Origin of the sequence: Nocardia asteroides (assembly GCA_019930625.1) — a bacterium.
Taxonomy (GTDB): Bacteria; Actinomycetota; Actinomycetes; order Mycobacteriales; family Mycobacteriaceae; genus Nocardia; species Nocardia sputi.
Window position 1 is genome coordinate 4,230,438 of sequence record CP082844.1, and the last position, 22,535, is coordinate 4,252,972.

At 69.2% G+C, this 22,535-nt stretch carries 21 protein-coding genes; 18 read left to right on the forward strand and 3 right to left on the reverse strand.

The genetic code is table 11. The annotated features are described in order from the left end of the window. The first annotated feature begins 2 nt into the window (after positions 1-2). On the forward strand, positions 3-1,592 hold the full coding sequence (locus tag K8O92_19560; GenBank protein UAK30146.1) for an ATP-binding cassette domain-containing protein: 1,590 nt from the start codon (positions 3-5) through the stop codon (positions 1,590-1,592). A 39-nt stretch (positions 1,593-1,631) separates the two neighbouring features. On the opposite strand, the gene K8O92_19565 is transcribed toward K8O92_19560, so the two are convergent. After that, the gene (locus tag K8O92_19565; protein UAK30147.1) at positions 1,632-2,045 is read right to left on the reverse strand and encodes a nuclear transport factor 2 family protein; all 414 of its coding nucleotides are present in this window, start codon (positions 2,043-2,045) and stop codon (positions 1,632-1,634) included. A 79-nt stretch (positions 2,046-2,124) separates the two neighbouring features. On the opposite strand from K8O92_19565, the gene K8O92_19570 reads away from it, so the two are divergent. Further along, complete coding sequence (locus K8O92_19570; protein ID UAK30148.1) at positions 2,125-2,634, forward strand: helix-turn-helix transcriptional regulator; 510 nt, start codon at positions 2,125-2,127, stop codon at positions 2,632-2,634. A gap of 308 nt (positions 2,635-2,942) precedes the next feature. Here the strand turns inward: K8O92_19570 and K8O92_19575 are convergent, their stop codons facing one another. Further along, the gene (locus K8O92_19575; GenBank protein UAK30149.1) at positions 2,943-3,275 is read right to left on the reverse strand and encodes a YnfA family protein; all 333 of its coding nucleotides are present in this window, start codon (positions 3,273-3,275) and stop codon (positions 2,943-2,945) included. After that, positions 3,272-3,997: a metallophosphoesterase gene (locus K8O92_19580; protein ID UAK35819.1), complete on the reverse strand. Its 726-nt coding sequence runs from the start codon at positions 3,995-3,997 to the stop codon at positions 3,272-3,274. The genes K8O92_19575 and K8O92_19580 overlap by 4 nt, the downstream gene beginning before the upstream one ends. A 230-nt stretch (positions 3,998-4,227) precedes the next feature. Here K8O92_19580 and K8O92_19585 point away from each other — a divergent pair, with 230 nt between their 5' ends. The 16 genes from K8O92_19585 (at position 4,228) to K8O92_19660 (ending at position 22,526) form a co-directional block, all read left to right on the forward strand. Further along, complete coding sequence (locus K8O92_19585; protein UAK35820.1) at positions 4,228-5,196, forward strand: alkaline phosphatase family protein; 969 nt, start codon at positions 4,228-4,230, stop codon at positions 5,194-5,196. A 393-nt stretch (positions 5,197-5,589) separates the two neighbouring features. After that, positions 5,590-7,989: a RelA/SpoT family protein gene (locus K8O92_19590; protein UAK30150.1), complete on the forward strand. Its 2,400-nt coding sequence runs from the start codon at positions 5,590-5,592 to the stop codon at positions 7,987-7,989. Positions 7,990-8,277: 288 nt separating this feature from the next. Then, a complete protein-coding gene (locus K8O92_19595) occupies positions 8,278-9,876 on the forward strand; it encodes a cutinase family protein (protein ID UAK30151.1) in 1,599 nt (532 codons plus the stop codon). Between the two features lie 57 nt (positions 9,877-9,933). After that, complete coding sequence (locus tag K8O92_19600; protein UAK30152.1) at positions 9,934-10,902, forward strand: hypothetical protein; 969 nt, start codon at positions 9,934-9,936, stop codon at positions 10,900-10,902. 15 nt (positions 10,903-10,917) lie between these two features. Next, positions 10,918-11,796, forward strand: coding sequence for a hypothetical protein (locus K8O92_19605; GenBank protein UAK30153.1), 879 nt, complete (start codon positions 10,918-10,920; stop codon positions 11,794-11,796). After that, positions 11,793-12,455: a hypothetical protein gene (locus K8O92_19610; protein UAK30154.1), complete on the forward strand. Its 663-nt coding sequence runs from the start codon at positions 11,793-11,795 to the stop codon at positions 12,453-12,455. Before K8O92_19605 ends, K8O92_19610 begins: the two co-directional genes overlap by 4 nt. Positions 12,456-12,506: 51 nt before the next feature. Then, entirely contained in the window at positions 12,507-12,803 is a 297-nt protein-coding gene (locus K8O92_19615; protein UAK30155.1) for a hypothetical protein, read from the forward strand. Further along, on the forward strand, positions 12,803-13,087 hold the full coding sequence (locus tag K8O92_19620; protein ID UAK30156.1) for a hypothetical protein: 285 nt from the start codon (positions 12,803-12,805) through the stop codon (positions 13,085-13,087). Before K8O92_19615 ends, K8O92_19620 begins: the two co-directional genes overlap by 1 nt. A gap of 82 nt (positions 13,088-13,169) precedes the next feature. Further along, a complete protein-coding gene (locus tag K8O92_19625; GenBank protein ID UAK35821.1) occupies positions 13,170-13,775 on the forward strand; it encodes a hypothetical protein in 606 nt (201 codons plus the stop codon). Next, a complete protein-coding gene (locus K8O92_19630) occupies positions 13,772-14,584 on the forward strand; it encodes a hypothetical protein (GenBank protein UAK30157.1) in 813 nt (270 codons plus the stop codon). The genes K8O92_19625 and K8O92_19630 overlap by 4 nt, the downstream gene beginning before the upstream one ends. Before the next feature lie 26 nt (positions 14,585-14,610). Continuing rightward, the gene (locus K8O92_19635; GenBank protein ID UAK30158.1) at positions 14,611-15,414 is read left to right on the forward strand and encodes a hypothetical protein; all 804 of its coding nucleotides are present in this window, start codon (positions 14,611-14,613) and stop codon (positions 15,412-15,414) included. Further along, complete coding sequence (locus K8O92_19640) at positions 15,408-16,880, forward strand: conjugal transfer protein TraG N-terminal domain-containing protein (protein UAK30159.1); 1,473 nt, start codon at positions 15,408-15,410, stop codon at positions 16,878-16,880. Before K8O92_19635 ends, K8O92_19640 begins: the two co-directional genes overlap by 7 nt. Then, on the forward strand, positions 16,877-18,367 hold the full coding sequence (locus K8O92_19645) for a hypothetical protein (protein ID UAK30160.1): 1,491 nt from the start codon (positions 16,877-16,879) through the stop codon (positions 18,365-18,367). Before K8O92_19640 ends, K8O92_19645 begins: the two co-directional genes overlap by 4 nt. A 7-nt stretch (positions 18,368-18,374) precedes the next feature. Beyond that, entirely contained in the window at positions 18,375-20,519 is a 2,145-nt protein-coding gene (locus K8O92_19650) for a hypothetical protein (protein UAK30161.1), read from the forward strand. Beyond that, positions 20,516-20,824, forward strand: coding sequence for a transposase (locus tag K8O92_19655; protein UAK30162.1), 309 nt, complete (start codon positions 20,516-20,518; stop codon positions 20,822-20,824). The genes K8O92_19650 and K8O92_19655 overlap by 4 nt, the downstream gene beginning before the upstream one ends. A gap of 37 nt (positions 20,825-20,861) precedes the next feature. After that, on the forward strand, positions 20,862-22,526 hold the full coding sequence (locus K8O92_19660) for a peptidoglycan DD-metalloendopeptidase family protein (protein ID UAK30163.1): 1,665 nt from the start codon (positions 20,862-20,864) through the stop codon (positions 22,524-22,526). Positions 22,527-22,535 lie beyond the last annotated feature (9 nt).

Sequence of the window (22,535 nt, forward strand, 5' to 3'; positions counted from 1 at the left end):
GCATGACCAATCTGTCTTTTTCCGATCTCACTTTCGGCTGGCCGGACGGCACCCCGGTTTTCGAGGGGCTGGATGCCGTCCTCGGCCCTGGTCACATCGGCTTGGTCGGTGGAAACGGTGCGGGCAAGTCCACGTTGCTGCGATTGATCGCGGGGGAGCTGAGACCGATTCGTGGATCCATCACGGTCAGCGGGCAGCTCGGGTATCTGCGCCAGGATCTCGGTCTGGGCGCGGGGCAGCGCGTCGACGCGGTACTCGGCATCGCGGAAGTCCGAAAAGCGCTGCACCGCATCGAGTCCGGCCAGGGTGATGACGCCGACTTCGACCTCGTCGGAAACAACTGGGACGTCGAGGAGCGGGCGTTGGCGTTGTTGGCCCGGCTCGGCCTGCACTACGTCGCGGACTCGGTGCGACAGCTCGATCGCACACTCGACACCCTCTCCGGCGGCGAGACGGTGCTGCTCGGACTGGTCGCCGAGCTGCTCGCCGAGCCCGACGTGCTCTTGCTGGACGAACCGACGAACAACCTGGATCAGGTGGCTCGCGGGCGGCTCTACGAGGTGGTCGGTCAGTTCTCCGGCACGGTGCTCACGGTCAGTCACGATCGTGAGCTGCTGGAGCGGATGACGTCCATCGCGGAGCTGCGCCACGGCGAACTCCGGTTGTTCGGCGGGAATTTCAGCGAGTACGAGCGGATCGTCGCCGCAGAGCAGGAAGCGGCCCGCGCGGCGATCCGGGATGCGCGCAGCGACGTCCGCAAGCAGGCACGCGAACTCGTCGAGGCGCGCGTCAAGCTGGATCGCAGACAGCGGTACGGGCAGAAGATGTGGGACCAGAAGCGGGAGCCGAAAATCATCATGGCCGAACGCAAACGGCAGGCGCAGGTGTCGGCCGGCAAGCTGCGCAACAACCACATCGAAAAGCTCGACACCGCCAAGGAACAGCTCGAGCAGGCCAAGGAGCTGTTGCGCGACGATCGGGAGATCCGGGTGGAGCTGCCCGACACGCGGCTGTATCCCGGCCAGGACGTGATCGAGCTGGACCAGGTCGAGCTGGCGTGCGGGCCGACGGTGACGTTGCGGATCTGCGGGCCCGAGCGGATCGCGTTGACCGGCCGCAACGGCGTCGGAAAGACGACGCTGTTGCGACGCGTCGCGCAGGAAGGGCCGAAGGTGCCGTGGCGGATGCTGCCGCAGCGCCTGGACGTGTTCGACGAGCGGCGATCGGTATTCGAGAACGTCGCCTCGACGGCGCCGCACGCGTCGGCGGAGCGGATCCGGGCGCAGTTGGCCCGCTTCCTGTTCCGGGGCGCGGACGCCGACGTCGCTGCCGCGGCGCTGTCCGGCGGTGAACGGTTGCGTGCGGCGCTGGCCATGCTGCTGCTGGCCGATCCGGCGCCGCGGCTGCTGCTGCTGGACGAGCCGACCAACAACCTCGACCTGCCCAGTCTGGAGCACCTCACCCAGGCGCTGGCCGGCTTCGAGGGCGCGCTGATCGTGGTCAGTCACGATCCGCGCTTCCTCGACGAGATCGGGGTGACCCGGCGCCTCGAGCTGACCGCGGAGGGGCTGTCGGAGACGCTGGTGACCTGACTCGCCGTCGATCCGGCCACGGTGGCCGGTGCGCGGTGGCTACGCGGCCCTGGCGGCGCGCCGCAGGACGCCGGGGTGCCGGAACAGGCCGGGTGCCAACCGCACCGCGAGGTAGGTGAGCGTGAGCCAGGGTCGTAAGTGCGGCTGCAACGTGCGGATGCGCCCGTGCTCGTCGAGGCCGAGCACCAGCGCCTCGGTCAGCCGGAACGGCCCGATCGTGGCGCTGGCAAGCAGGACGCGCCGCGTGCCCGCGCCGATCTCTTCGGTCCAGCGCAAGCCGGTGAGGCTGCCGTAGGCCGCCGAGAGCAGCACCCGCAGATCGTCTCGGCCGCGGAACACCAGCCGGCCCGACAACGGCGAGATCAGTTCCGCGTCAGGCGCCAAGACCTGCGTCAGCGCATCGATGTCACCGGTCTCGGTCGCCCTGCGGAACTCGGCAATCGCATCGGACATGTCCGCTCACCCCTTTTCTCGTCGATCGTCCGAACCTAGTTCAAGTCACTTGCAAAAAGCAACGGACTAGACTGGCCTGATGGCCAAGGCTGCTTTCTCCGACATCGTCTGCTCGATCGCGCGCACGGTCGACGCGATCGGGGAGCGCTGGACGCCGCTGATCCTTCGTGACCTGTTCGTCGGGCTGACCCGGTTCGAGGATCTCCGCCGCGATCTCGGCATCGCCTCGAACGTGCTGGCCGCGCGTCTGGATGGGCTGCAGGAGCACGGCATCGTCGAAAAGCGGGCCTACCAGTCGAATCCGGTGCGCTACGAGTACCTGCTCACCGAACGTGGGCGCGACTTGTATCCAGTGCTCACCATGTTGATCAGCTGGGGCGACAAATGGCTGGCGGGCGCCGAAGGGCCGCCCGCCGTCGTGGTGCATCGCGACTGCGGGCGGCCGACGGCCGGTGTGGTGGTGTGCCGGGAGTGTGGCGAGCCGCTCACCGCGACCGACGTCCGGTGGCTGCCCGGCCCGGGTGGCAGGCAGGGGCCGGGAACGATGCTCATCGGCGGCTTGCTCGACGCCGAGCGGGCCGAGAACTGATCCGCGCACGTCTCATGTGTCGGAATGGGTTGCCACGCTGAAGATCTACCTGCCCGGAAGGTGACTCCGAACGTGCTCGATCGAGCCCGATAGTCGAAGGTGCCGTGCGGGCGACTTTCCCTGGCGGCCCTCCCGGGTCCGGCGCGTACCGGCAAACACCGTCGAAGCGACCGGCCGGCCTGCCGCGGTATGGGCCTCCGGCGCTCAGGAATGAACGGCGTACTCACCGCGGGGCGGGTTGTTGCCCGCATCGCGGTTCGGACGCGGACCGGCACCACCACGGTTCCGTGTGGGCGCGGATACTTCGGTCAGCGGCGCGGCGCGTACATGATGACGGCGACGCCGACAAGGCAGATCACCGCACCGAGGTAGTCCCAGCGATCCGGGCGGAACTTGTCCACCAGCACGCCCCAGGCCAACGAGCCCGCGACGAAGACACCGCCGTAGGCGGCGAGGATGCGACCGAAATTCGGGTCCGGCTGGAAGGTGGCGACGAAGCCGTACGCGCCGAGAGCGAGGACGCCCGCGACGATCCAGACCACACCGCGCTGTTCCCGCCAGCCCTGCCACACCAGCCAGGCGCCGCCGATCTCGGCCAGCGCGGCGAGGGCGAACAGGAGCAGCGAGCGGGCGAGCGTCATGGCGGCGAGGGTACTTGCCCGGCGGTTGCCCGACGCGGGTCAGGGCCGGTCTCGTAGACGGCGTAGGCGCGCCCGAGCACCGGATAGGAGACATTGCGCACCGGCACACCGCCTTGGGTCCGGCCGAATTCCGTTCCGCCGTGCGCATGTCCGTGGACGGCGAGCAGTGCCCCGCCCGCGTCGACCGCCCCGGCCAGATCATGGCAGCCGAGACCGGCGAAGATTTTGGCTGGTTCACCGGCCAAGGTGTCTACGACAGGCGCGAAGTGCATGAGGGCGACGCGAGTTTCGCAATCGAGTGTGTCCAGTGCCTGCCGCAGGCGCAGCGCGTCGAGCGGTCCGCGGCGCATACGCGCGCGATGCTCGGCGGAGCCCTCGTCAGGGTTGCCGGGATGGCCGGGGAAGCCGCCGCTGCCGCCCATGACTCCGGCGACGCCCAGCCGGATCCCGTTGAGCTCGAGGGTGATCGCGGTGCCGTCGAGCACGTGGACGCCCAGCGCGGTGAGCCGCGCCGCGATCAGGTGGCCGGAACCGTCGTCGTGGTCGTGATTACCCAGCACGGCCACCACCGGCACCGGGAGATCATCGAGTTCGGCGCACAGCAGATCGGATTCGGCTGGGGTGCCGCCATCGGTCAGATCGCCTGCGAGTAACAGGACGTCGGCGTCTGCTGCCAGGCGGAGGAAATCGGGACGGAAACGTCCGGCCACGGCCGCGCGCATATGCAGGTCGGCGACGGCCGCGACGCGAATGCACCGTGCGGTGCGCGCTGCGGTCACGACGACTAGCCAGCCATATCGGCGGAGGACGTGTCAAAGGACGCTATGTCTCGTTCAAGGGCTGTTCAGCGAGGCTACGGGCAGTGCGGCACTCGATGAAACGTCCGTGAACATTGCCGCGACGGGCTATCGGGCGCACCGGTCGGTCCCGCATGGTTCGCGGTATGAGCCGAGTGCGACTGCTGTCGGAAGTCGTTGCCGTCGTGGCGATCCTGTTCCTTCCGCTGTCCGCCGCGATCGGAGTCGCCGAGGGCGAGGCTCCGGTCGCCAAAGTAGTCGTGATCGGGTTGGACGGGCTGATGTACAACAAGATCGAGCATGCGCAGGCGCGGAATCTGTTGCGACTGGCAGGCGAGGGCCTGCTGAGCCGTTCATCTATCGCCCCGCACATCACCATCTCGGGGCCGTCCTGGGCCAGCGTGCTGACCGGGGTGTGGGATCGTAAGCACGGCATCACGAACAACCAGTTCACCGCCGCGCCGTTCGCGCGGTACCCGACGGTCTTCACCCACCTCGAACGGGCGCGGCCGTCACTGAAGACCCAGTCCATCGCCACCTGGGACCAGATCGCCACCATGACCGGCAGCGGCAGCCCGCGCGCCGACGTGGTCGTCTCCACCGCGCCGGTGCCCGACGACCGCGACGAGTCTCGCACCGACGCCGCCACCACCGACGCCGTGGTCACCGCGATCGGCAGATTCGCGCCCGACCTGCTGTTCACCCATCTGGACCAGGTGGACCGCGCCGGTCACGACGCGGGCGGCGCCTCCGGCGCCTACCTGGACGCCGTGAGACGCATCGACGCTCTGGTCGGCCGCGTCGTCGCCGCCGTCGACGCCAGGGCCGCCGCCCACCCCGCCGAGCGGTGGACCGTCCTCGTCACCGCCGACCACGGCCATACGCCGAAAGGCGGGCACGGCGGTCAGTCGCCGGACGAGACGACGAATTTCGTCATCGCGCGCGGCCCAGACTTCCGGCCCGGCGCCACCAGCACCCGAGCGACCCTGGTCGACATCACCCCCACCGTGCTGGACCTTCTCGACGTGGCCCCCGCCTCCGATCTCGACGGCCTCTCTCTTCGTCCCGAGCCCGTACCCGCTCGACCTCCGTCGGCCGGACCCCAGCCCGCCGCGATTCGCTGACCGAGCCCCGGACACCCGCCCCACGCGTCCACTTCCGGATCTCGGGTCTCGCTTCCGGTCGATCGTCCCGCTCGGGGTGATTGCCGCGCCGAGCGCCGCGGGGCTATGTCTCATCGGGCGAACGCGCTGGTTGACGCAGGGGGACACGGTGTGGTGGGTCGGCGTGTCTCAGGAGAACGGCCGAGTCCGGCGGGCGTGCGCGCCCGATATGCGGCGTCTGTCCGGGTGACCGGAACAGCACAGCGCCCACGTCCTTTCCTCGTCCGAGGACTCCGATGCGCATCCTTGGTCAGCTGATCGGACGTCGGTGCTCCGGCCGGACTAAAGTTGGTGGTCCGGGAGGTTGCACCGGTCGGATAGGGTGGTCCGATCGAGGCGCGGAGAGGTGGTGGCATGACTCGGCATCTGGGCGAGGCGAAGGCCGAGCAATCGACAGGCCCGCAGTCGAACGGCGCGGGCGCCACCGATGCCGCGCTGCCCGCGAAACCACCGGCCGGTCCGACGCCTCCGCGTCAGCCGGGCGCCTCCGCCGCCGTCCCGAGCTCGGCTTCACGCCGGGTACGTGCGCGTCTGGCACGCCGCATGACCGGTCAGCGTGGCATCGCCGCGGTCAAGCCGGTGCTCGAGCCGCTGGCCACCGTGCACCGCGAGCTGTACCCGAAGGCGAACCTGACCCTGCTGCAGCGCGCGTTCGACGTGGCCGACGAGCGGCACAAGCATCAGTTCCGCAAATCCGGCGACCCTTACATCACCCATCCGCTCGCCGTCGCCAACATCCTCGCCGAGCTCGGCATGGACACCACCACGCTGGTGGCCGCGCTGCTGCACGACACGGTGGAGGACACCGGTTACAGCCTCGACCAGCTCACCCAAGACTTCGGCTCCGAGGTCGCCCACCTGGTCGACGGCGTCACCAAGCTGGACAAGGTCAATCTGGGCGCCGCCGCCGAGGCCGAGACCATCCGCAAGATGATCATCGCGATGGCCCGGGACCCGCGCGTGCTGGTGATCAAGGTGGCCGACCGGCTGCACAACATGCGCACCATGCGTTTCCTGCCGCCGGAGAAGCAGGCGAAGAAGGCCAAGGAGACGCTGGAAGTCATTGCGCCCCTTGCCCATCGCCTCGGTATGGCGACGGTGAAGTGGGAGCTGGAGGACCTCGCCTTCGCGATCCTGCACCCGAAGAAATACGACGAGATCGTCCGGCTGGTCGCCGACCGCGCGCCCTCGCGCGACACCTACCTGGCGCGGGTGCGCGCCGAGATCGTCAACACGCTGGCCGCCTCCCGGATCAACGCGATCGTCGAGGGCCGCCCTAAGCACTACTGGTCGATCTACCAGAAGATGATCGTCAAGGGGAAAGACTTCGACGACATCCACGATCTGGTCGGCATCCGCATCCTGTGTGACGAGGTGCGTGACTGCTACGCGGCCGTCGGCGTGGTGCACTCGCTCTGGCAGCCGATGGCGGGCCGGTTCAAGGACTACATCGCCCAGCCGCGCTACGGTGTCTACCAGTCGCTGCACACCACCGTGGTCGGCCCGGACGGCAAGCCCCTGGAGGTGCAGATCCGCACCCAGGACATGCACCGCACCGCGGAGTTCGGCATCGCCGCGCACTGGCGCTACAAGGAGACCCGCGGCAAGCACTCCAACGACACCGCCGAGGTCGACGACATGGCGTGGATGCGCCAGCTCTTGGACTGGCAGCGTGAGGCCGCGGACCCGGCCGAGTTCCTGGAGTCGCTGCGTTTCGATTTGAAGTCGCCGGAGATCTTCGTGTTCACGCCGAAGGGCGACGTGATCACGCTGCCGCAGAAGTCGACGCCGGTGGACTTCGCCTACGCCGTGCACACCGAGGTGGGCCACCGCTGCATCGGAGCCCGGGTGAACGGGCGCCTGGTCGCGCTGGAGCGCCAGCTGGAGAACGGCGAGGTCGTCGAGGTGTTCACCTCCAAGGCGCAGAACGCCGGACCCAGCCGCGACTGGCAGAACTTCGTGGTGTCGCCACGCGCCAAGGCCAAGATTCGCCAGTGGTTCGCCAAGGAGCGGCGCGAGGAGGCGCTGGAGAGCGGCAAGGAGCAGATCTCCAAGGAGGTCCGCCGTGTCGGGCTGCCGCTGCAGCGGTTGATGAGCGTCGACGCGATGACCGCGGTCGCCCACGAGCTGCACTACACCGACATCTCCACGCTCTACACCGCCGTCGGCGAGCACCAGGTCTCCGCGCATCACGTGGTGCAGCGGCTCATGGCGCAGCTCGGTGGCATCGGCGACGTGGAGAACGAGCTGGCCGAGCGCTCCACCCCGTCGACGACACCGAGCAGGCAGCGGGTCACCGGCGATGCGGGCGTGCTGATCCCCGGTGCTCCGGGCACGGTCGCCAAGCTGGCGAAATGCTGCACCCCCGTGCCCGGTGACGAGATCATGGGCTTCGTGACCCGCGGTGGCGCGGTGAGCGTGCACCGCACCGACTGCACGAACGCCGGTTCCCTGCGGGAGCAGGCCGAACGGATCATCGAGGTGTCCTGGGCGCCGTCGCCGTCCTCGGTGTTCCTGGTCGCCATCCAGATCGAGGCGCTCGATCGCACGCGGCTGCTGTCCGACGTGACGAAGGTGCTGGCCGACGAGAAGGTCAACATCCTGTCCGCGTCGGTGGCCACGCACGGCGACCGGGTGGCGATCAGCAAGTTCACCTTCGAGATGGGCGATCCGAAACACCTGGGCCACTTGCTGAACGTGGTGCGCAACGTCGAAGGCGTCTACGACGTCTACCGCGTCACCTCCGCGGCCTGACAGTTGCGATAGCTGTCTATTAACTGTTGGCGCAACCGGTTTCGGCCGCGCGCGCTCCGGCTCCGGGTTGCCTTTCGTTGTGCGCTACCGGAAACTTGTCGGACTGAAACCGGGAACGTGCCACGGTGTGTCGCGTTCCTATCGGCGTGTCACGAAATTTTTCCGGCGATGCGGCAGTAATAGCCGGAATCTGTTACGGTCTATTGCGTTTCATGGCGTTGAGGGTAGCTGCGGCAAACGACTTGATTGCGGATCGCTATGACTGGATACACGGCAAGACTCTCGGGGATGCTGGTCGCACTCGCCGTGGCTGTGGCGACCGCCGGTGTCGCCACGGCGGAGCCGTCGAATCCGGCGGGCCCCTCCACGAATCTCCGCATCGCGACATGTCCGGCGTTGTACGCCTTGGGAATTCAGGGCACCGGTGAATCGTCGCCCGACGCCGCGCCCACCACCGACACCGGCATGCTCTCCACGGTCTTCCGGCCGATGATGGCGAAAGCTCCCGAGACCGGCTTGGTCGACCGTGCCTATGTGCCATACGAATCCGGCTTCGGCGGTGCGACAGCCGGTGGCGTGGTGCCCTACTCGGAGTCAGTGGCCGGTGGCCTCACTCGTTTGCGGAACATGGCCGAGACCGTCGCCGCCACCTGCCCGGACAGCCGCTTCGCGGTGGTCGGTTATTCGCAGGGCGCGCATGTCGCCTCGGTGTTCGCGCAGGAGATCGGCCAGGGCCATGGCGTGCTGCCCGCCGAGAAGGTGGCCGCCGTCGCGCTGTTCGGCGACCCCACCCGAAATCCCGGCGCACCGCTGTTTCCCGGCGCGCCGGGCAAAGCGACCCCGGACCCCGCGCCAGGCACCTCGGGTGACCGGCTGGAATCCATCGCCGCCCTGCCGCAGGCGCCCGCCACCGGCGGTGGCATCGGCCCGGAACGCGACAAGGCCGCCAACTTCGGGGCGCTCACCGGCCGGGTGGCGAGTTTCTGCGCGGCGGGCGATCTCGCCTGCGACGCCCCGGACGGCGCGCCCATCCTGAAGGCGGTCGCCAACGTGGCAGGCCAGTCCAAGCTCAGTGGCGGCGACCCGATCGCGTCGCTGGTGTCGATCGCACAGGCGCTGGCGTTCACCTCGATCAAGACCGCGACTCGGGTGGTCGCCGAGGATATTCAAGGCAATTCACTGGCCACCCTGGCGATATCGCCGCAGAAGTCGATCTCGCAGCGCCTCGCCGACGCCTCCGACCCGCGCACGCCGCTGAATCTGCCCGGCGCGCTGCAGGCACTGCTCAAGGTCGGCATGATCGGCTTGAACTCCGTGATCACCGTGGTTCGGTCGGTGCTCGCCCCGGCGAACATCTCCGAGCTGGCCACCGCTGGCCTGGCGAACCCGCCCGCCGCACTGCTGTCGCTGGGCGCCAAGTTGCTCGGCGCCATTCCCCAGCTGATTCCGCCGACCACCGGGGTGCGGCTGGTCACCCAAGCGTTCGACGCGGTGGTGCAGAACATCACCGACAACAGTGAACTGCTGAATACGACCACCTGGGTGCGCTACTGGGACACCGTGCAGCGCCACACCGCCTACACCAGCGCGACCGTTTCGGCGAACGGTGACGCTCCCACGCAGTTCGTCGCCGACTGGTTCGCGGCCGTCGCCCGCGACATCGCCGACGCCTTCGGCAGCGAGATCCAGCCGCGGGGAGTGCTCGAGAAGCAGCCGACGGGATTCTTCGGAGACGGCTCCGGCGCGTCTCCCACGCCGAGTTCGTCCGGTACGGGACAATTTCCGTTCGGGACAGGAGCCGATGGCGCCTCATCCGGCGGCGTGACATCGATTCCGCCCACCGACCGACCCGGCACACCCAACGCCTACCCGTTCTCCACGAACTGATCGCCGAGAGGGTCCGACGATGCGATACTGCGTGCCCTGCTCTGCGGGAATGGGGGAATGTTGAAGTCGTACAAACAGCTTTCCCGCTGGTACGGCGCTTTGGAGCCGGAGACCGGTGCGCCGGAGGCAGGCAAGCGGGACGAGGCGAACGCCATCATCCCGGTGGATGACGACGGCCCTTCGCGCTATCCGGACTACATTCGCGACGACGACGAGCCGTGGCAGCGCAAACCCGAGGACGCCCCGGCGGATCTGCCCGCGCAGCACAGCGAGTTCACCGGCGGGTGGTCGGATTGGGTGGTGACCGGGCACGCTCCCGGTCCCGACGACGACTACGTCGCGCCGAGGCAGGCCGGTCCCGCGCAGTTCCCATGGGCGGATGACGACGACCACGAGCCCGTCGACCGGCCACGCCCCGCGGTCTCGCGCGGGCTGCGGCAAGCCGCCCGCGACCACCCCGCCATGCGCCGGGCCCGCGTGCTGCTCATCGTGATCGCGGCGGTGCTGATCGTCGCCGTGGCAGCCGTGTGCGTCCTGTTCCTGCTGCGCGCCGCGGGTGATCGCGCCGCGCAGCCGCGAGACTCGCATGTCTCCGCGTCGGTCCAGCTCACCGTCGGCAGCGCGCAGGCGGGAAGCAATCCGCGCGCGGTGAGCGCGGGCGCCTGCCCCACCGAGCGCAGCGACGCGATCGTGCGCAGCGCGGAGGCGGGGGGCACGGGGTCCGGGCCCGACGCGGTGCTGTCGTTCCAGTACGCGTACTACGTGGAGCGCTCCGGGGAACGGGCCCGCGCGGCCGTCGCCCCGGACGCCGACGTCCAGCCCGCCTGGGTCATCCAGCGGGGCATCGACTCGGTTCCGGCGGGCACCACGCATTGCGTGCGGATCGTGACCGTCGGCGACAACCGGTATTCGGTCGAGGTCACCGAGTATCGGCCCGGCGGCGCGCCCGCCACGTACAACAGGCAGGTGGTCACCACCGCGGTGATCGACGGCCGCACCCTGATCACGGGTATCGCGGCCGGATAAAGGAGAGCAGAGGCGATGGGAGAGGACTGGAGCCGCTGGCTCGACGAAGCGCCCGGCGAGGGTGCGGCGTCGAGCCGGCCGGTGCGCTCCAAGGCTCCGGTGGTGCGGTTGCGGCGCCGCAAGGGTGACGGCTCCGAGGCGGATCATCCGGTGCAACGGCCGATCCTGGTGGTCGGCGGATGTGGTGGTGCGGGAACCACCACGACAGCGTTGGGCTTGGCGGGTGAACTGGGTACGGCCGGGACGCCGACAGTCGCGGTGGACGCCACCACGGCGGGCAGCGATCTCGCGCTGCGCGGCGCGGACGAGCATCTGCACCCGATCAGCTTGCAGTCCTGGTTGTACGGACGCGGTGACGACGAACCCGCGCCGCTCAAGGAGTGCCTGTCACGCGCGACTTCCGGCATCGGGCTGCTCTGGCGTGATGCCGCGCCGTTGCGCAGGCGTGCGACGTATCTCACGGTCGCCCGCGCGGTGCACGACGCCGGATACACCGCCGTCTACGACGGGGGACATCCGATTGCCGCGAGGCAACTGACGCCCTTGCTCGACGACGCGGATGTTGCTCTGGTACTTGCCATTCCGGCCCGCACCGACGCGGCCAACCGGTTGCGGGTCGCGCTGGAATGGCTCGATGACCAGTTCGGTGACACCGGAGAAGGGCACGGCGGCGGCGTCGTCGGCGATACCACCATCGTCGTCTCCCACCAGTATCCGGGTGACGACTCCCGGGTAGCGGATCATTTGCGTGAGCACCTGTCCGGCTGGGTCCGCGATATCAGGGAGATTCCCTACGATCCGCATCTGGCCCGCGGTGAACTGGTGCGGCACGCCTCGTTGGCCGCCGAGACGCGCCGGGCATATGGGCGCCTGCTCGCCGGGGTGGCATCATGACCGCCGCCATGATTTTTCCGCGTCAGCCCGACCCCGCGCCCGCCGGTGTGATCGCCCCGCCGGAGTCCCGCCGTGCCGCCGTCTGGGACCGCCCCGTCCCCGGTGTCGGCCGTGCGCCGCTGGTCTGGCTGCTGGGTGTGCACGGCGGCGCCGGAGCCAGTACCCTCGCGCACGTGCTTGCGCCCGCGGCGGATTCGGGCCGCCGCTGGCCCGGCGTCTTCGACCGCGAAAGTCCGTTCGTCGTCCTCGTCGCCAGGGAGACCATCGCCGGGCTGTCCCGCGCGCACGACCTTCTGCGCCAGCATCTTTCGGGTTTCGCCGGTCCCTGCGACGTGCTCGGCCTGATCACCGTCGCCGCGCGGCCCGGCCGGATGGCTCCCGAGATCCGGCGCTACCGCGACGTGGTCGGCTCCCTGGCCGGGCAGGTGTGGCAGGTGCCGTGGTACGAGGAGTGGACGCTGGTCGAACCCGAGCAGCTGCCGGTGTGGTCGCCCGGTGACCCGCTGCCGCCCAAGAAGCGCAAGCTCGATCTGCTGGAGGAAGTCCCGCTCGATGTCCGGGAGCTCGGCGCCGACATCGTGGCGGCCGCTCGGACGGCATTGGAGGAGGCCAGCTACGACCGCCGGTCACCCGATCTCCGCAAGCCGTCCGATGAGTGAACGTCCGCATCGCATCGGCGACAACCACCCACTATTCGAGAAAGGCACCCGATGAGCATGATCCTCCTCGCCGTGCAGGACACGTACGGCACCGTACTCGCGCAAGTCGGTAATCCGACGCCCGAGGCGCCGCCGGGCTCGGAGAAGATCCTGCAGCTGGTGCGGTATCTCACGTGGTTCGTCCTGTTGTCCGGGATCTGCGGGATCATCTACGCCGGCGGTAGGTTCGCCTGGGAGAAGTGGACCGGCGGTGGTCTGGAGTCGCCGAAGATGGTGGCGGGCGCGATGATCGGCGGCGTGGTCGCCACGAGCGCGGGCACCATCATGAACGCCGTCATCGGCACCTGATGTCGGCGATGAGTACTGTGCGCATGCCCGCGGCGCAGCTGCTGGCCTACAAACAGATGCCCGCCGACGTTCTGGCACCGCTGATGCAGCTGCTGAACTGGCTGCTGTGGTTCGTCCTGCTGGTGTGCCTGGCCTGGATGATCGTGTCCGCGGGGAAGCTGTGGCTGACCTTCCGCAGCGATCTGGCCATGAACGATGCCTCGCACGGCGTCCTGATGAGTCTGCTGGGTGCCGTGGTGGCGAGCACGGCGTCGGGGATCGCCCTGGCGTTCCTGCCCGCGTGAGCCGCCGGATCGGGACGGGGACGACGCGGGAATGAATTCGACAGTACTGCGGCCTGCGGACTCCGCGGCGTGGCGGCGCGACATCCGCCGCCCCGCGGCCGGAGTCGTGGGCGCCGCGCTGCTGTTCGCGGCGGTCGGCTGTGGCGGTAACGAGGACTCGGCGGGGCCGGATCTGTCGGCCGCTCCCACCAACGTCCGGTGGCAGCCGTTCCAAGGTGTGCCGCTGCCGCACACCGACCAAGGGCCGCGCTCGACGGCCGACGGCGCGGCGACCGGTTTCGACCACTCGCCACGCGGGGCGGGCATCGCCGCGCTGACCCATTCGGTCCGCTTGGCGGTGGCCGCCGATACCCAGTGGGCGAAAGTGGCTGCCAGGGAAGTGGTTCCGGGCCCGGCCAAGGACGAGTGGGCGATCAACCGGGTGCAGCTGTCCATCACCGGCCCGGCGGGACCGGAGTTCGCTCCCCGCTTGCTGGGATACCGGATCACCGGTTATACCGAGCGGCATTCCACCGTCGACGTGTACACCGAATACTCCGACAGCTCCAAGGCGGTGCACCACACGGCCGTCGAATGGTTCGGCGACGACTGGAGATTGCGGCTTCCCGATCCGGACTCGACCGCACGACCCATCGACTCGATCGACGCATTACCCACCGACATAGTGAAATTGGAGGCACCGACGTGAGCGACAGGGAGTCGTACGCGCGCGACCGTGTCTCCTTCGGTGTCGTCGCCTCCGCCGCCGTGCTGGCGCTCATCGTGGTGGTCGGCATCTTCGTCTTCGTCGGCCGCGACGACGAGAGCATCAGCGGCGCACCGGCCGTCACCGAGGGCTCGGGCGGCACCGGCTTCGCCACCCCTGAGGTGGACATCCTCGGCAGACGGGTGGATATCCCCAACAATGCGGCCGGACAACCGCTTCCGCAGGACCCCTCCCGCCAGCGCAAGCCCACCGATCCGGATTGGCTGACCGCGGCGCCGGAAGGCACCACCGAACCGCACGGCTGGCAGCGGGTGTACGGCGCCTCCGTCCCGTTCTCCACCTCCGACGGGCCGACGCGGATCGAGGACGACCTGGCCGTCGGCTACTCGCACACCCCGCAGGGCGCGGTGCTGGCCGCGGCGCAGATCACCTACCGGCTCAACGCGCGTCCCGCCGACCGCGACCTGTACGTGCGGCAGGTCCGAGTCTCCGCCCAGCAGATCGCCGCCTACGACAAGGCGCTGGCCGACGACCGTCTGCCGCAGCAGCAGCCGGAGAAGGTGACTCGCTACTTCGTCGCCTCGGACGCGTTCAAAGTGGACGACTACGCCGACGATCTCGCCATCATCCGGCTGGCAACCAGGGGACCGGTGGTGGACGGCAAGCAGCTGTGGGCGGCGACGCGCCTGGTCATGGTGTGGGATGCAGGGGACTGGCGCCTGAAGCCCTCGACCACCAACAACGCGCAGACCGAGTACCTCGAATCGTTGACGGGGTGGACGAGATGGTGACCACGCGCAGATCCGGCCGGATGCCCTTGGCGCTGATGGGCGCGGGCGCGGTGATCAGTGTCGCGCTCGCGGTTGCACTGACGACTGTCGCTCTGCGAGACAACGCATCCGGAGACGAACCGGTCGCTGCGACGGGCACGACATCGGGCACCGCTGCAGATCCCGGCGGCGCGGCCTTCGGTAATCCCGAGAACGACATGTTCGGCCGCCGGGTCGATGTGCCGATCCGCGCGACAGGTGTTGTCCTGCCCCAGCATCCGGACCAACAACAGCGTCCGGGCACGCCCGGATGGATCTCCGCTGCACCCACGCCGTCGAGCGGCGAGGGCGTATGGCAGCGGGTGTTCGGTGGTCCTGTCGTGCGCTTCTCCGCTTCCGACGGCCCTGCTAGGATCGACGGCTCCGCTGCCCTGGGCTTCGCGCACACTCCGCAGGGCGCCGCGCTGGCCGCCGAGCAGATCTACTGGCGGACCAACGCCAATCCCAAAGATCGTGACCTGCTGATTCGGCTGGTCGATGTGACGCCGCAGTACTTGGCCGAGTACGACCGGCTCGTCGCCGAGGGCAAAGTGTCCGACCGCCTGCCCGACAAGCTGAGGCCCCTGTTGTTCGCTTCGGATGCGTTCCGGATCGAAAGCTATGCAGATGATTTCGCGAAAGTGCAGTTTGCGAGAAAGGCTCGAGAAACAGTTGATGGCCAACCAACATGGGTGGGCATGCGCCTGGCGGTCCGGTGGCGAGACGGAGATTGGAAGCTCACCCCGGTGACAGGTGACGAGCGAGTACAGATCGAGTCCCTGCGGAGCATCGAGGGGTGGACACAATGGTGAGGCGCCTAGTCACGATATTCGCGGTCATCTTCACGGTGATGATCGCGACGCCGACCGTGGCCTACGGCCAGACCTACGGTTTCGACGAGACGTGCAACGAGATTCATGACACGCTCGACAACGTCGGACTGCCCGGCATTTCTCTCGGTGACGCCGCGTCCGCCGCGTGCAAGGCGGGCAATGCCGCCTCGCATCCCGGCCAGGCCGCCGAGGCGGTGAAGGACAAGGCCTGGGACTCGACCTTCGGCAAGGTGGTCGATTCGCTGATGAACGGTCTCGGCCAGGCCATCATCCTGGCGTTGACCTTCTGGATGAAGGTGCCCAACGAGGCGGTCAGCGACTCCGGCTCACTGTTCACGAAGATCAACGACTACACCTATCAAGCGCAGATCCTGCTGTTGATAGCGTCGGTGATCCTCTCCGGCGCGCGATTGGCCGAAGCCAGACGCGGGGCCACGATGAACGAGGCGGCCGAATCGTTCCGGATGTTCACCCGCGTCGTGTTCAGCTCCTGGATGCTGGGCGCGGTGATCGTGGCGGGCACGCAGGCGTCGGATCGTTTCGCGGAGTGGATCATCAGCGACTCGACCAACGGCAACGCCAAGGACCTCGCCGAGCTGATGGTGAAAACCAGCAAGCTGCAAGCTTTTTCACCGGGCCTGGTGCTGATCATCGCGATCGTCGGCCTGCTCGGCGCCCTCGCGCAGATCGTGCTCGCCATCGTCCGGCAAGGTCTGCTGGTGATCGCAGCGGGCGTGTTGCCGCTGGCGGCGGCGGCCTCCGGCATGAACGTCGGCAAGCAGTCCTATCAGAAGCTCATCGGCTGGATCATCGCCTTCATGCTGTGGAAACCGGTGGCGGCGATCGTCTACATGATCGCGTTCACCACCGCGGGCCACGTCGACTCGCTCACCCCGACCGGCGGTCTGCCCGACGGTGAGCAGGCCCAGCGCATGCTGGTCGCGATCGTGCTGCTGTGCAGCGTGGCGTTCGTGCTGCCCGCGCTCATGCGACTGGTCACTCCGGCCGTCGCGATCGTCGGCAGCGGCGGTTCGGGTTTCACCGCGGCGGGCGGCACCCTGGTCGGTGTGGCGGCCCTGGGCGCGATGGGCACCAAGGCGGTCGGCGTCAAGGGCGCCGCGGCGGCGGGCGCGCCCGGCTACGTGGGCGGCAGCGGCACCGGGCCCCGGCCCGGCGGTCCGGCCGGACCGCGTGGCGGCGGCGCACCGCGGCCGACCCCGCCACGAGGTGGCGGCGGTGGTCAGGGTGGTGCGGCACCGCGCGCCTCCGGACCAGCGGGCGCGGCGGGAGTAGCGTCCGGAGCGGCCAGGGCGGCCGGCCGGATCGGCGCGGCGCGCGCCGCGAGCGGCGGCCTGAGCCGGGCCGACCAAGCCATGGGTGACGTCGCGGGCGATCGCTGGACGAACCGTTCACCCGACCTCGGGAGGAGCACCATTCCGCGATGACACTCACCGACACCTACGAGCGGCGCTCGTACGGACTCTGGCAGAAGCCGCGCAGCGCGGGTCTTTTCGGCCTGCGCTGGGAGGAAACCGTTCTCGGCTTCGCGGTCGTGATCACGGCGTTGATCACCGCGATGGTCGGCGGCTTCCAGTGGGGTCTGATCGTCGGCGGCACCGGTGTCGTCGTCATGGTCCCGCTGGTGTGGCGGACCGGAGGTCGTTCGGGCTACGAGACGGGATTGATGATGTTCAACTGGATGCGCTCGCGCAGTCGCGGCGAGCACGTGTACCGCGGTGGCCGCTTCTCCCGGATCCCGGGCGGCGTCACCCGATTGCCCGGACTGCTGGCGCCCTCGAAGTTGTACGAGGGCATCGACGCGGGTGGCTACAGCTTCGGCATGATCCACCTCCCGCAGTTCGCCCAGTACACGGTGGTGCTGCGCGCGTGGCCGCAAGGACACGAGGCGGTGGATCAACCGGTGATCGACCGGTGGGTGTCGGCGTGGGGCACCTTCCTGGCCTCGGTGGGACAGACCAGCGACATCGTCGCCGTGGTGCCGGTCATCGACACCGTGCCCGAGACCGGAAACCGCCTGCTCACGGAGGTTTCCACGATCACGAGGCCGGAGGCGCCGGAGCTGGCCCAGCAGGTCATGTACGAGCTGGCCACCGAATTGCCCCAGGAGCGTGTGCAATTGCTGCCGCGTGTGGCGATCACGTTCAAGGCCACCACCGCCGAGCGCCGCAAGAACCCGGCGGAGGAGGCGGTCGAGATCGGCCGTCGGCTGCCCGGGATCTGCGCGGCGCTCGCCGAAGCCGGTGTGCGCGCACAGCCGATGTCGGCCGACGAGGTGATCTCGTTCATTCGCCGCAGTTACGATCCCGCCTCGCAGGCCGACCTGGAAGTGGCAGCGGGCGAACCCGAGGGCCACGGTTTGGACTGGGCGGACGCGGGCCCGGTGTCCCATGACGAGAAGTGGGATCACTTGGTGCACGACGGCGGCCGGTCGGTCACCTGGGAGATGGACGCCGCTCCCGAGGGCGCGGTCGACGAGCGGGTGCTGCAGCGGCTGCTCGCACCCAATCCCGAAGTCCCGCGCAAACGTATCGCGATCGTGTACCGTCCGCACTCAGCCGCCGACGCCGCCGAAATCGTCGACGACGACTTCAAGAACGCGTTGGTGGCCCAACAGAGCGAACGCGGGGTCGTGTCCGCGGCGGCGACGCTGCGGGTGGGCGCGACTCAGCAGGCCCGCGAAGAGCAGGCCAGGGGTCACGGTGTGACCCGCTTCGGGGCGCTGGTGACCATCACCGAGCCCTTGCGCGGCGACCTGCCGCGCATCGAAGCCATCACGCGCGACCTGTCGACGCAGGCGCGTCTGAAGATCCGGCGGTGTTACCGCTACCAGGCGGCGGCCTTCGCGGCCTCGCTCGGTTGCGGGGTGATCCTGCCGGAACACGCGACTATTCCGAAGGCACTGGCGGGGTGAGCGATTCATGGCACGGGACTACGAGCCACCCGTACGGGAACGGGACGAGGACGCACGTCGCAGGCGGCTCGAACAATCCGGCCGGGACGAGTGGGGACAGCGGCCGGAGCGCCGCCGCCCCGCACGGGATTCGGCGCGGGTGAACGGCGAGGACCGGCCGGGCGTCGACGCGCCCGATCGGCGGACGGCGGAGCGGCGGACGCGAGCGGGCACGGGCCGGTCCGACGGCGTGCGCGGCGACCGGGCGCACGCCGAACGTCCACGCGGTGAGCGGAACTCTCGGATGTCCCGTGACGCGGTCACCGAGCGCATCGCCGCGCGGCCGGAACGCAACGGCGGCAGAAACGGCCGGGTGGCGCGGTCGGCGAAGGTCGACTACACCGCCGACCGCGCCATGGGCGCCCCGTACACGGACAAAGCGGCTCGCCGCGCGAAGGCGAAAGCGGATCGGCGCAAGCAGTCCGGTCCGCCGCTGCTGGACGACGCCACCCGCGCCAAGCTGGAGATGATCGCCCGCGAGGGCAGTGGCCTGCGTGCGGCGTGGGCGCAGTTCCGGGTTCGCACCGACGACATCCGCCGCCGCAACTACGCGGCCCGCGCGGAGCAGACGATCGAGGACGGATTCGACCGCAGCACAGCCCAGCTCACCGACCGCGGCTACGCGGGACCGGGAGGCGGGCGCATGAACGTGGTCGGCCGCCCGGTGGAGTACCGCGCCACCACCGCCCAGGTCGCCGGCCTGTGGCCGTGGTCGGTCGGCGCGGGCGCGCCGCTGATCGGCACGCCCCTCGGTTCACATCTGCACACCGGTGCGCCGGTCTGCTTCGATCCGATGAACTGGTTCATGCGCGGCAGTTTCATCACCGCCCCCAGCCTGTTCGTACTCGGCCTCAACGGTTTCGGCAAGTCCTCGCTGGTGCGCCGGATCGTGCTCGGCGGCATCGCGCAGGGGATCACGCCGTTGATTCTCGCCGACGTCAAACCGGACTACCGCAAGATGGTCGAACTGGTCGGCGGCCAGGTGATCGATCTGGGCTACGGGCACGGCAAGCTGAACCCGCTGGCGGCGGGCGTGCTCGGTGCGGTGGTGCCCCGACTGGAGGAGTTCCCGGCACTGCAACTGCAGGTGTTGCAGGACCTTCGGGCCCGGCAGGTGACGCTGATCGCGGGTCTGGTCGAATTGGTGCGCGGCGACCGCGTCCGCGACTACGAGGAGACGCTGATCTCCACCGCGCTGCGCATCCTCTACCGGCCGGGCAGCGGATACACGCCGGACAAACCGCCGATCATGGAGAACCTCCTCGAGGTGATCGTCGGCGGCGGTGAGGAATTGATGCTCGACGCCGGTTCCGACAATCCGGCCGAATACCAGGAAGCGATCAAGGGGCTGCGCCGCTCCCTGCGCGCGCTCACCCAGGGCCCCTTCGGCGCGGTGTTCAACGGCCAGACCACCGTGCCGATCGACACCAGCGCGGTCGCGGTGTGCATGGACGTCTCGCACATCCCGACCGGCGACAAGAAGCTCAAGGCCGCTGTCATGCTGGCCTGCTGGGCCGACGGATTCGCCTCGGTCGAGGCCGCGCACGTGCTCGCCGACGCGAAGCTCGGCCCACAGCGCTATTTCCAAGTGGTGATGGACGAGCTGTGGCAGGTGCTCGGTCTCGGCGACTTCATGGTCGACCGCGTCGACGAGCTCACCCGGCTGCAGCGCGGCATCGCCACCGCGCTGATCATGATCAGCCACACCATCAAGGACCTGCAAGCGCTCGGATCGGAAGCCGCCATCGCGAAAGCGCTCGGTTTCCTCGAGCGGGCGCGCGCCAAGATCTTCGGCGCGCTCCCGGCCGAGGAGATCAAACGGCTCGACAGCACGGTTCCGTTCACATCGGCCGAGGAGGAGATGGTGACCGGATGGTCCGCACCGCAAGCGCTGACCGGCGAGGCGCTCAAACCGGGGCAGCAGCGCCCTTCCCCGCCCGGCACCGGTAAGTTCCTGCTGAAGATCGGCGAGGACCGTCGGCCCGGCATCCCCTTCCACATGGAATTCACGCTGTCGGAGAAGGAAAGCGGAATCCACGACACCAACCAGCGGTTCAGCGAGTTCACCGAATCGACTTCGCGCGGATCGAATTCGCCGGGGAGCGCCGCATGATGCCGCACCGGTCCTACCGCCGCGTCTCACCGGAGGTACGCCAAGCGGCGGTCGAACAGGTCATCGCGCTGACCGGCAAGCTGCGCAGTGAATCGGAGGCCTGCCGCGTGGTCGCCGAACAGATCGGCGTGCACACGAATTCGGTGCGGAATTGGGTGCGCGCGGCCGAGGGGCCGAGTCTGGAGCGGATGGACGCGACGGCGCTGCGGCGCAAAGTCGCACTGCTGCAACAACAATTGGCGGCCGCCGCCGAGATGAACCGCACGTTGGCCGACACCCTCAACGAAGCCCGGCGCCGGACGTGAAGCACGGCTGCGCGCGGCACGATGCCGGAGTGCGGCGATGAGCGGCAAATCGGCGTTGTGGACGGCGCTGGGCGCGGTGCTCGGCCTGATGACCATCGTGCTGGTCATCGTCATGCCCGCCGTGGACGATGCCTGCGAGGGCGGGTCGGTGCTGGGCTCGCAGTCGGCGCTTCCGCCGCTGGGCGGTTACGCGCCGGGCGATCGGCGCGCTGCCGCGACCACGGGTCCCGGCGCGACACAGACCAATCCGGCGGCGACCGCCACGCCCTCGCTCGCCGCGGGCGCCGGTCCGCTGCGCCGCACGCTGCCGATGGCCACCGGAACCTTCACGGTGTCGGACACCTTCGGCTCGCGGGGTGGCGCGCACCGGGGCATCGACTTGGCCGCGGCCGACGGCACGCCCATCTTCTCGGTATCCGACGGCCGGGTCGTCGCCGCGGGTCCGGCGTCGGGGTTCGGCAACTGGATCGTCGTCGATTCGGTGGATACCAACGGCCGTTCGTACTCGGCGGTCTACGGACACATGTGGGACTCCGGCGTGTTCGTCCGTGCGGGCGACACGGTGACCGCGGGACAGCACATCGGTGCGGTGGGTTCGGCGGGTGAATCCAGCGGCCCCCATCTGCATTTCGAGATCGTCCCGGGCGGCCGGTTCACCGGAGGACGCCAGATCGACCCGCTGCCCTGGTTGGACGGCGCGCCGACCCCGGACGTCGGCGGTGCGCGCGCCTTCTCCAGCGATCCACGCTGCACTCTCGGCTTCGGCACCGCCGGTGGCGCGCTCGCCGCGGGGAAGGTGCCGCAGGAACTGGAGATCTGGTACCGCCGGGCGGGTTCGATCTGCCCGCAGGTCACGCCGTCGCTGCTGGCCGCGCAGGGCAGGCAGGAGTCCGGTTTCCGGCGCGGCGCGACCTCCCCCGCCGGTGCGCAGGGGCTGGCGCAGTTCCTGCCGACCACGGCGGTGAGCATCAATCCCGACGACGGTCAGCCCTACGTGATCGACGCCGACGGCAACGGCGTGGCCAGTGTGTGGGACGACGGTGACGCGATCATCGGTCAAGGGCGCTACATGTGCGCGATCGCGCACAAGATCCAGCGGTGGCAGGCCGAGGGCCGCGTGCAGGGCGATCTCGTCGCGCTGGCACTGGCGGCGTACAACGCGGGCGAGGGCGCGGTGCTGGCCTCCGGCGGCATGCCGAACCAGCTCGCGGCACACTATGCCGAGACCCAGCCGTACGTGCGCAACATCCTCGCGATGGAGGCGCAGTACCGAGCGCCGGGTTCGGTCGGCCGATTCACCCCCGGGCAGGGGTCGACAGGCGACCAGATCGTGGAAGCCGCGCACGAATGGCTCGGCACCCCTTATGTCTGGGGCGGCGGCGGACCCCAAGGACCCACCGGCGGAGGACTGGACGGACCGGGCTTGACCGCGGCGGCGGTGTTCGCGGCGTCCTCCGGCACGGTGACGCTGCCGCGCACGGCCGAACAGCAATGGGAGGCGGGTGCGGAAGTGCCGATGAGCAAGGCGCGGCCGGGAGATCTGGTGTTCAGCTCGTTCGGTCCGCGTGGTCCCGCGCAGGTCGGTGTCTACGCCGGGAACGGGCGGATGATCCAATCGGTGCCGGGTGCGGATTCCCGCTCCGCGGGCGGTGTTTCGGAAGTCGCGGTCCCGGGGGACGGACGTGCGAGGAGGGTGTTGTGAGCGTCCACC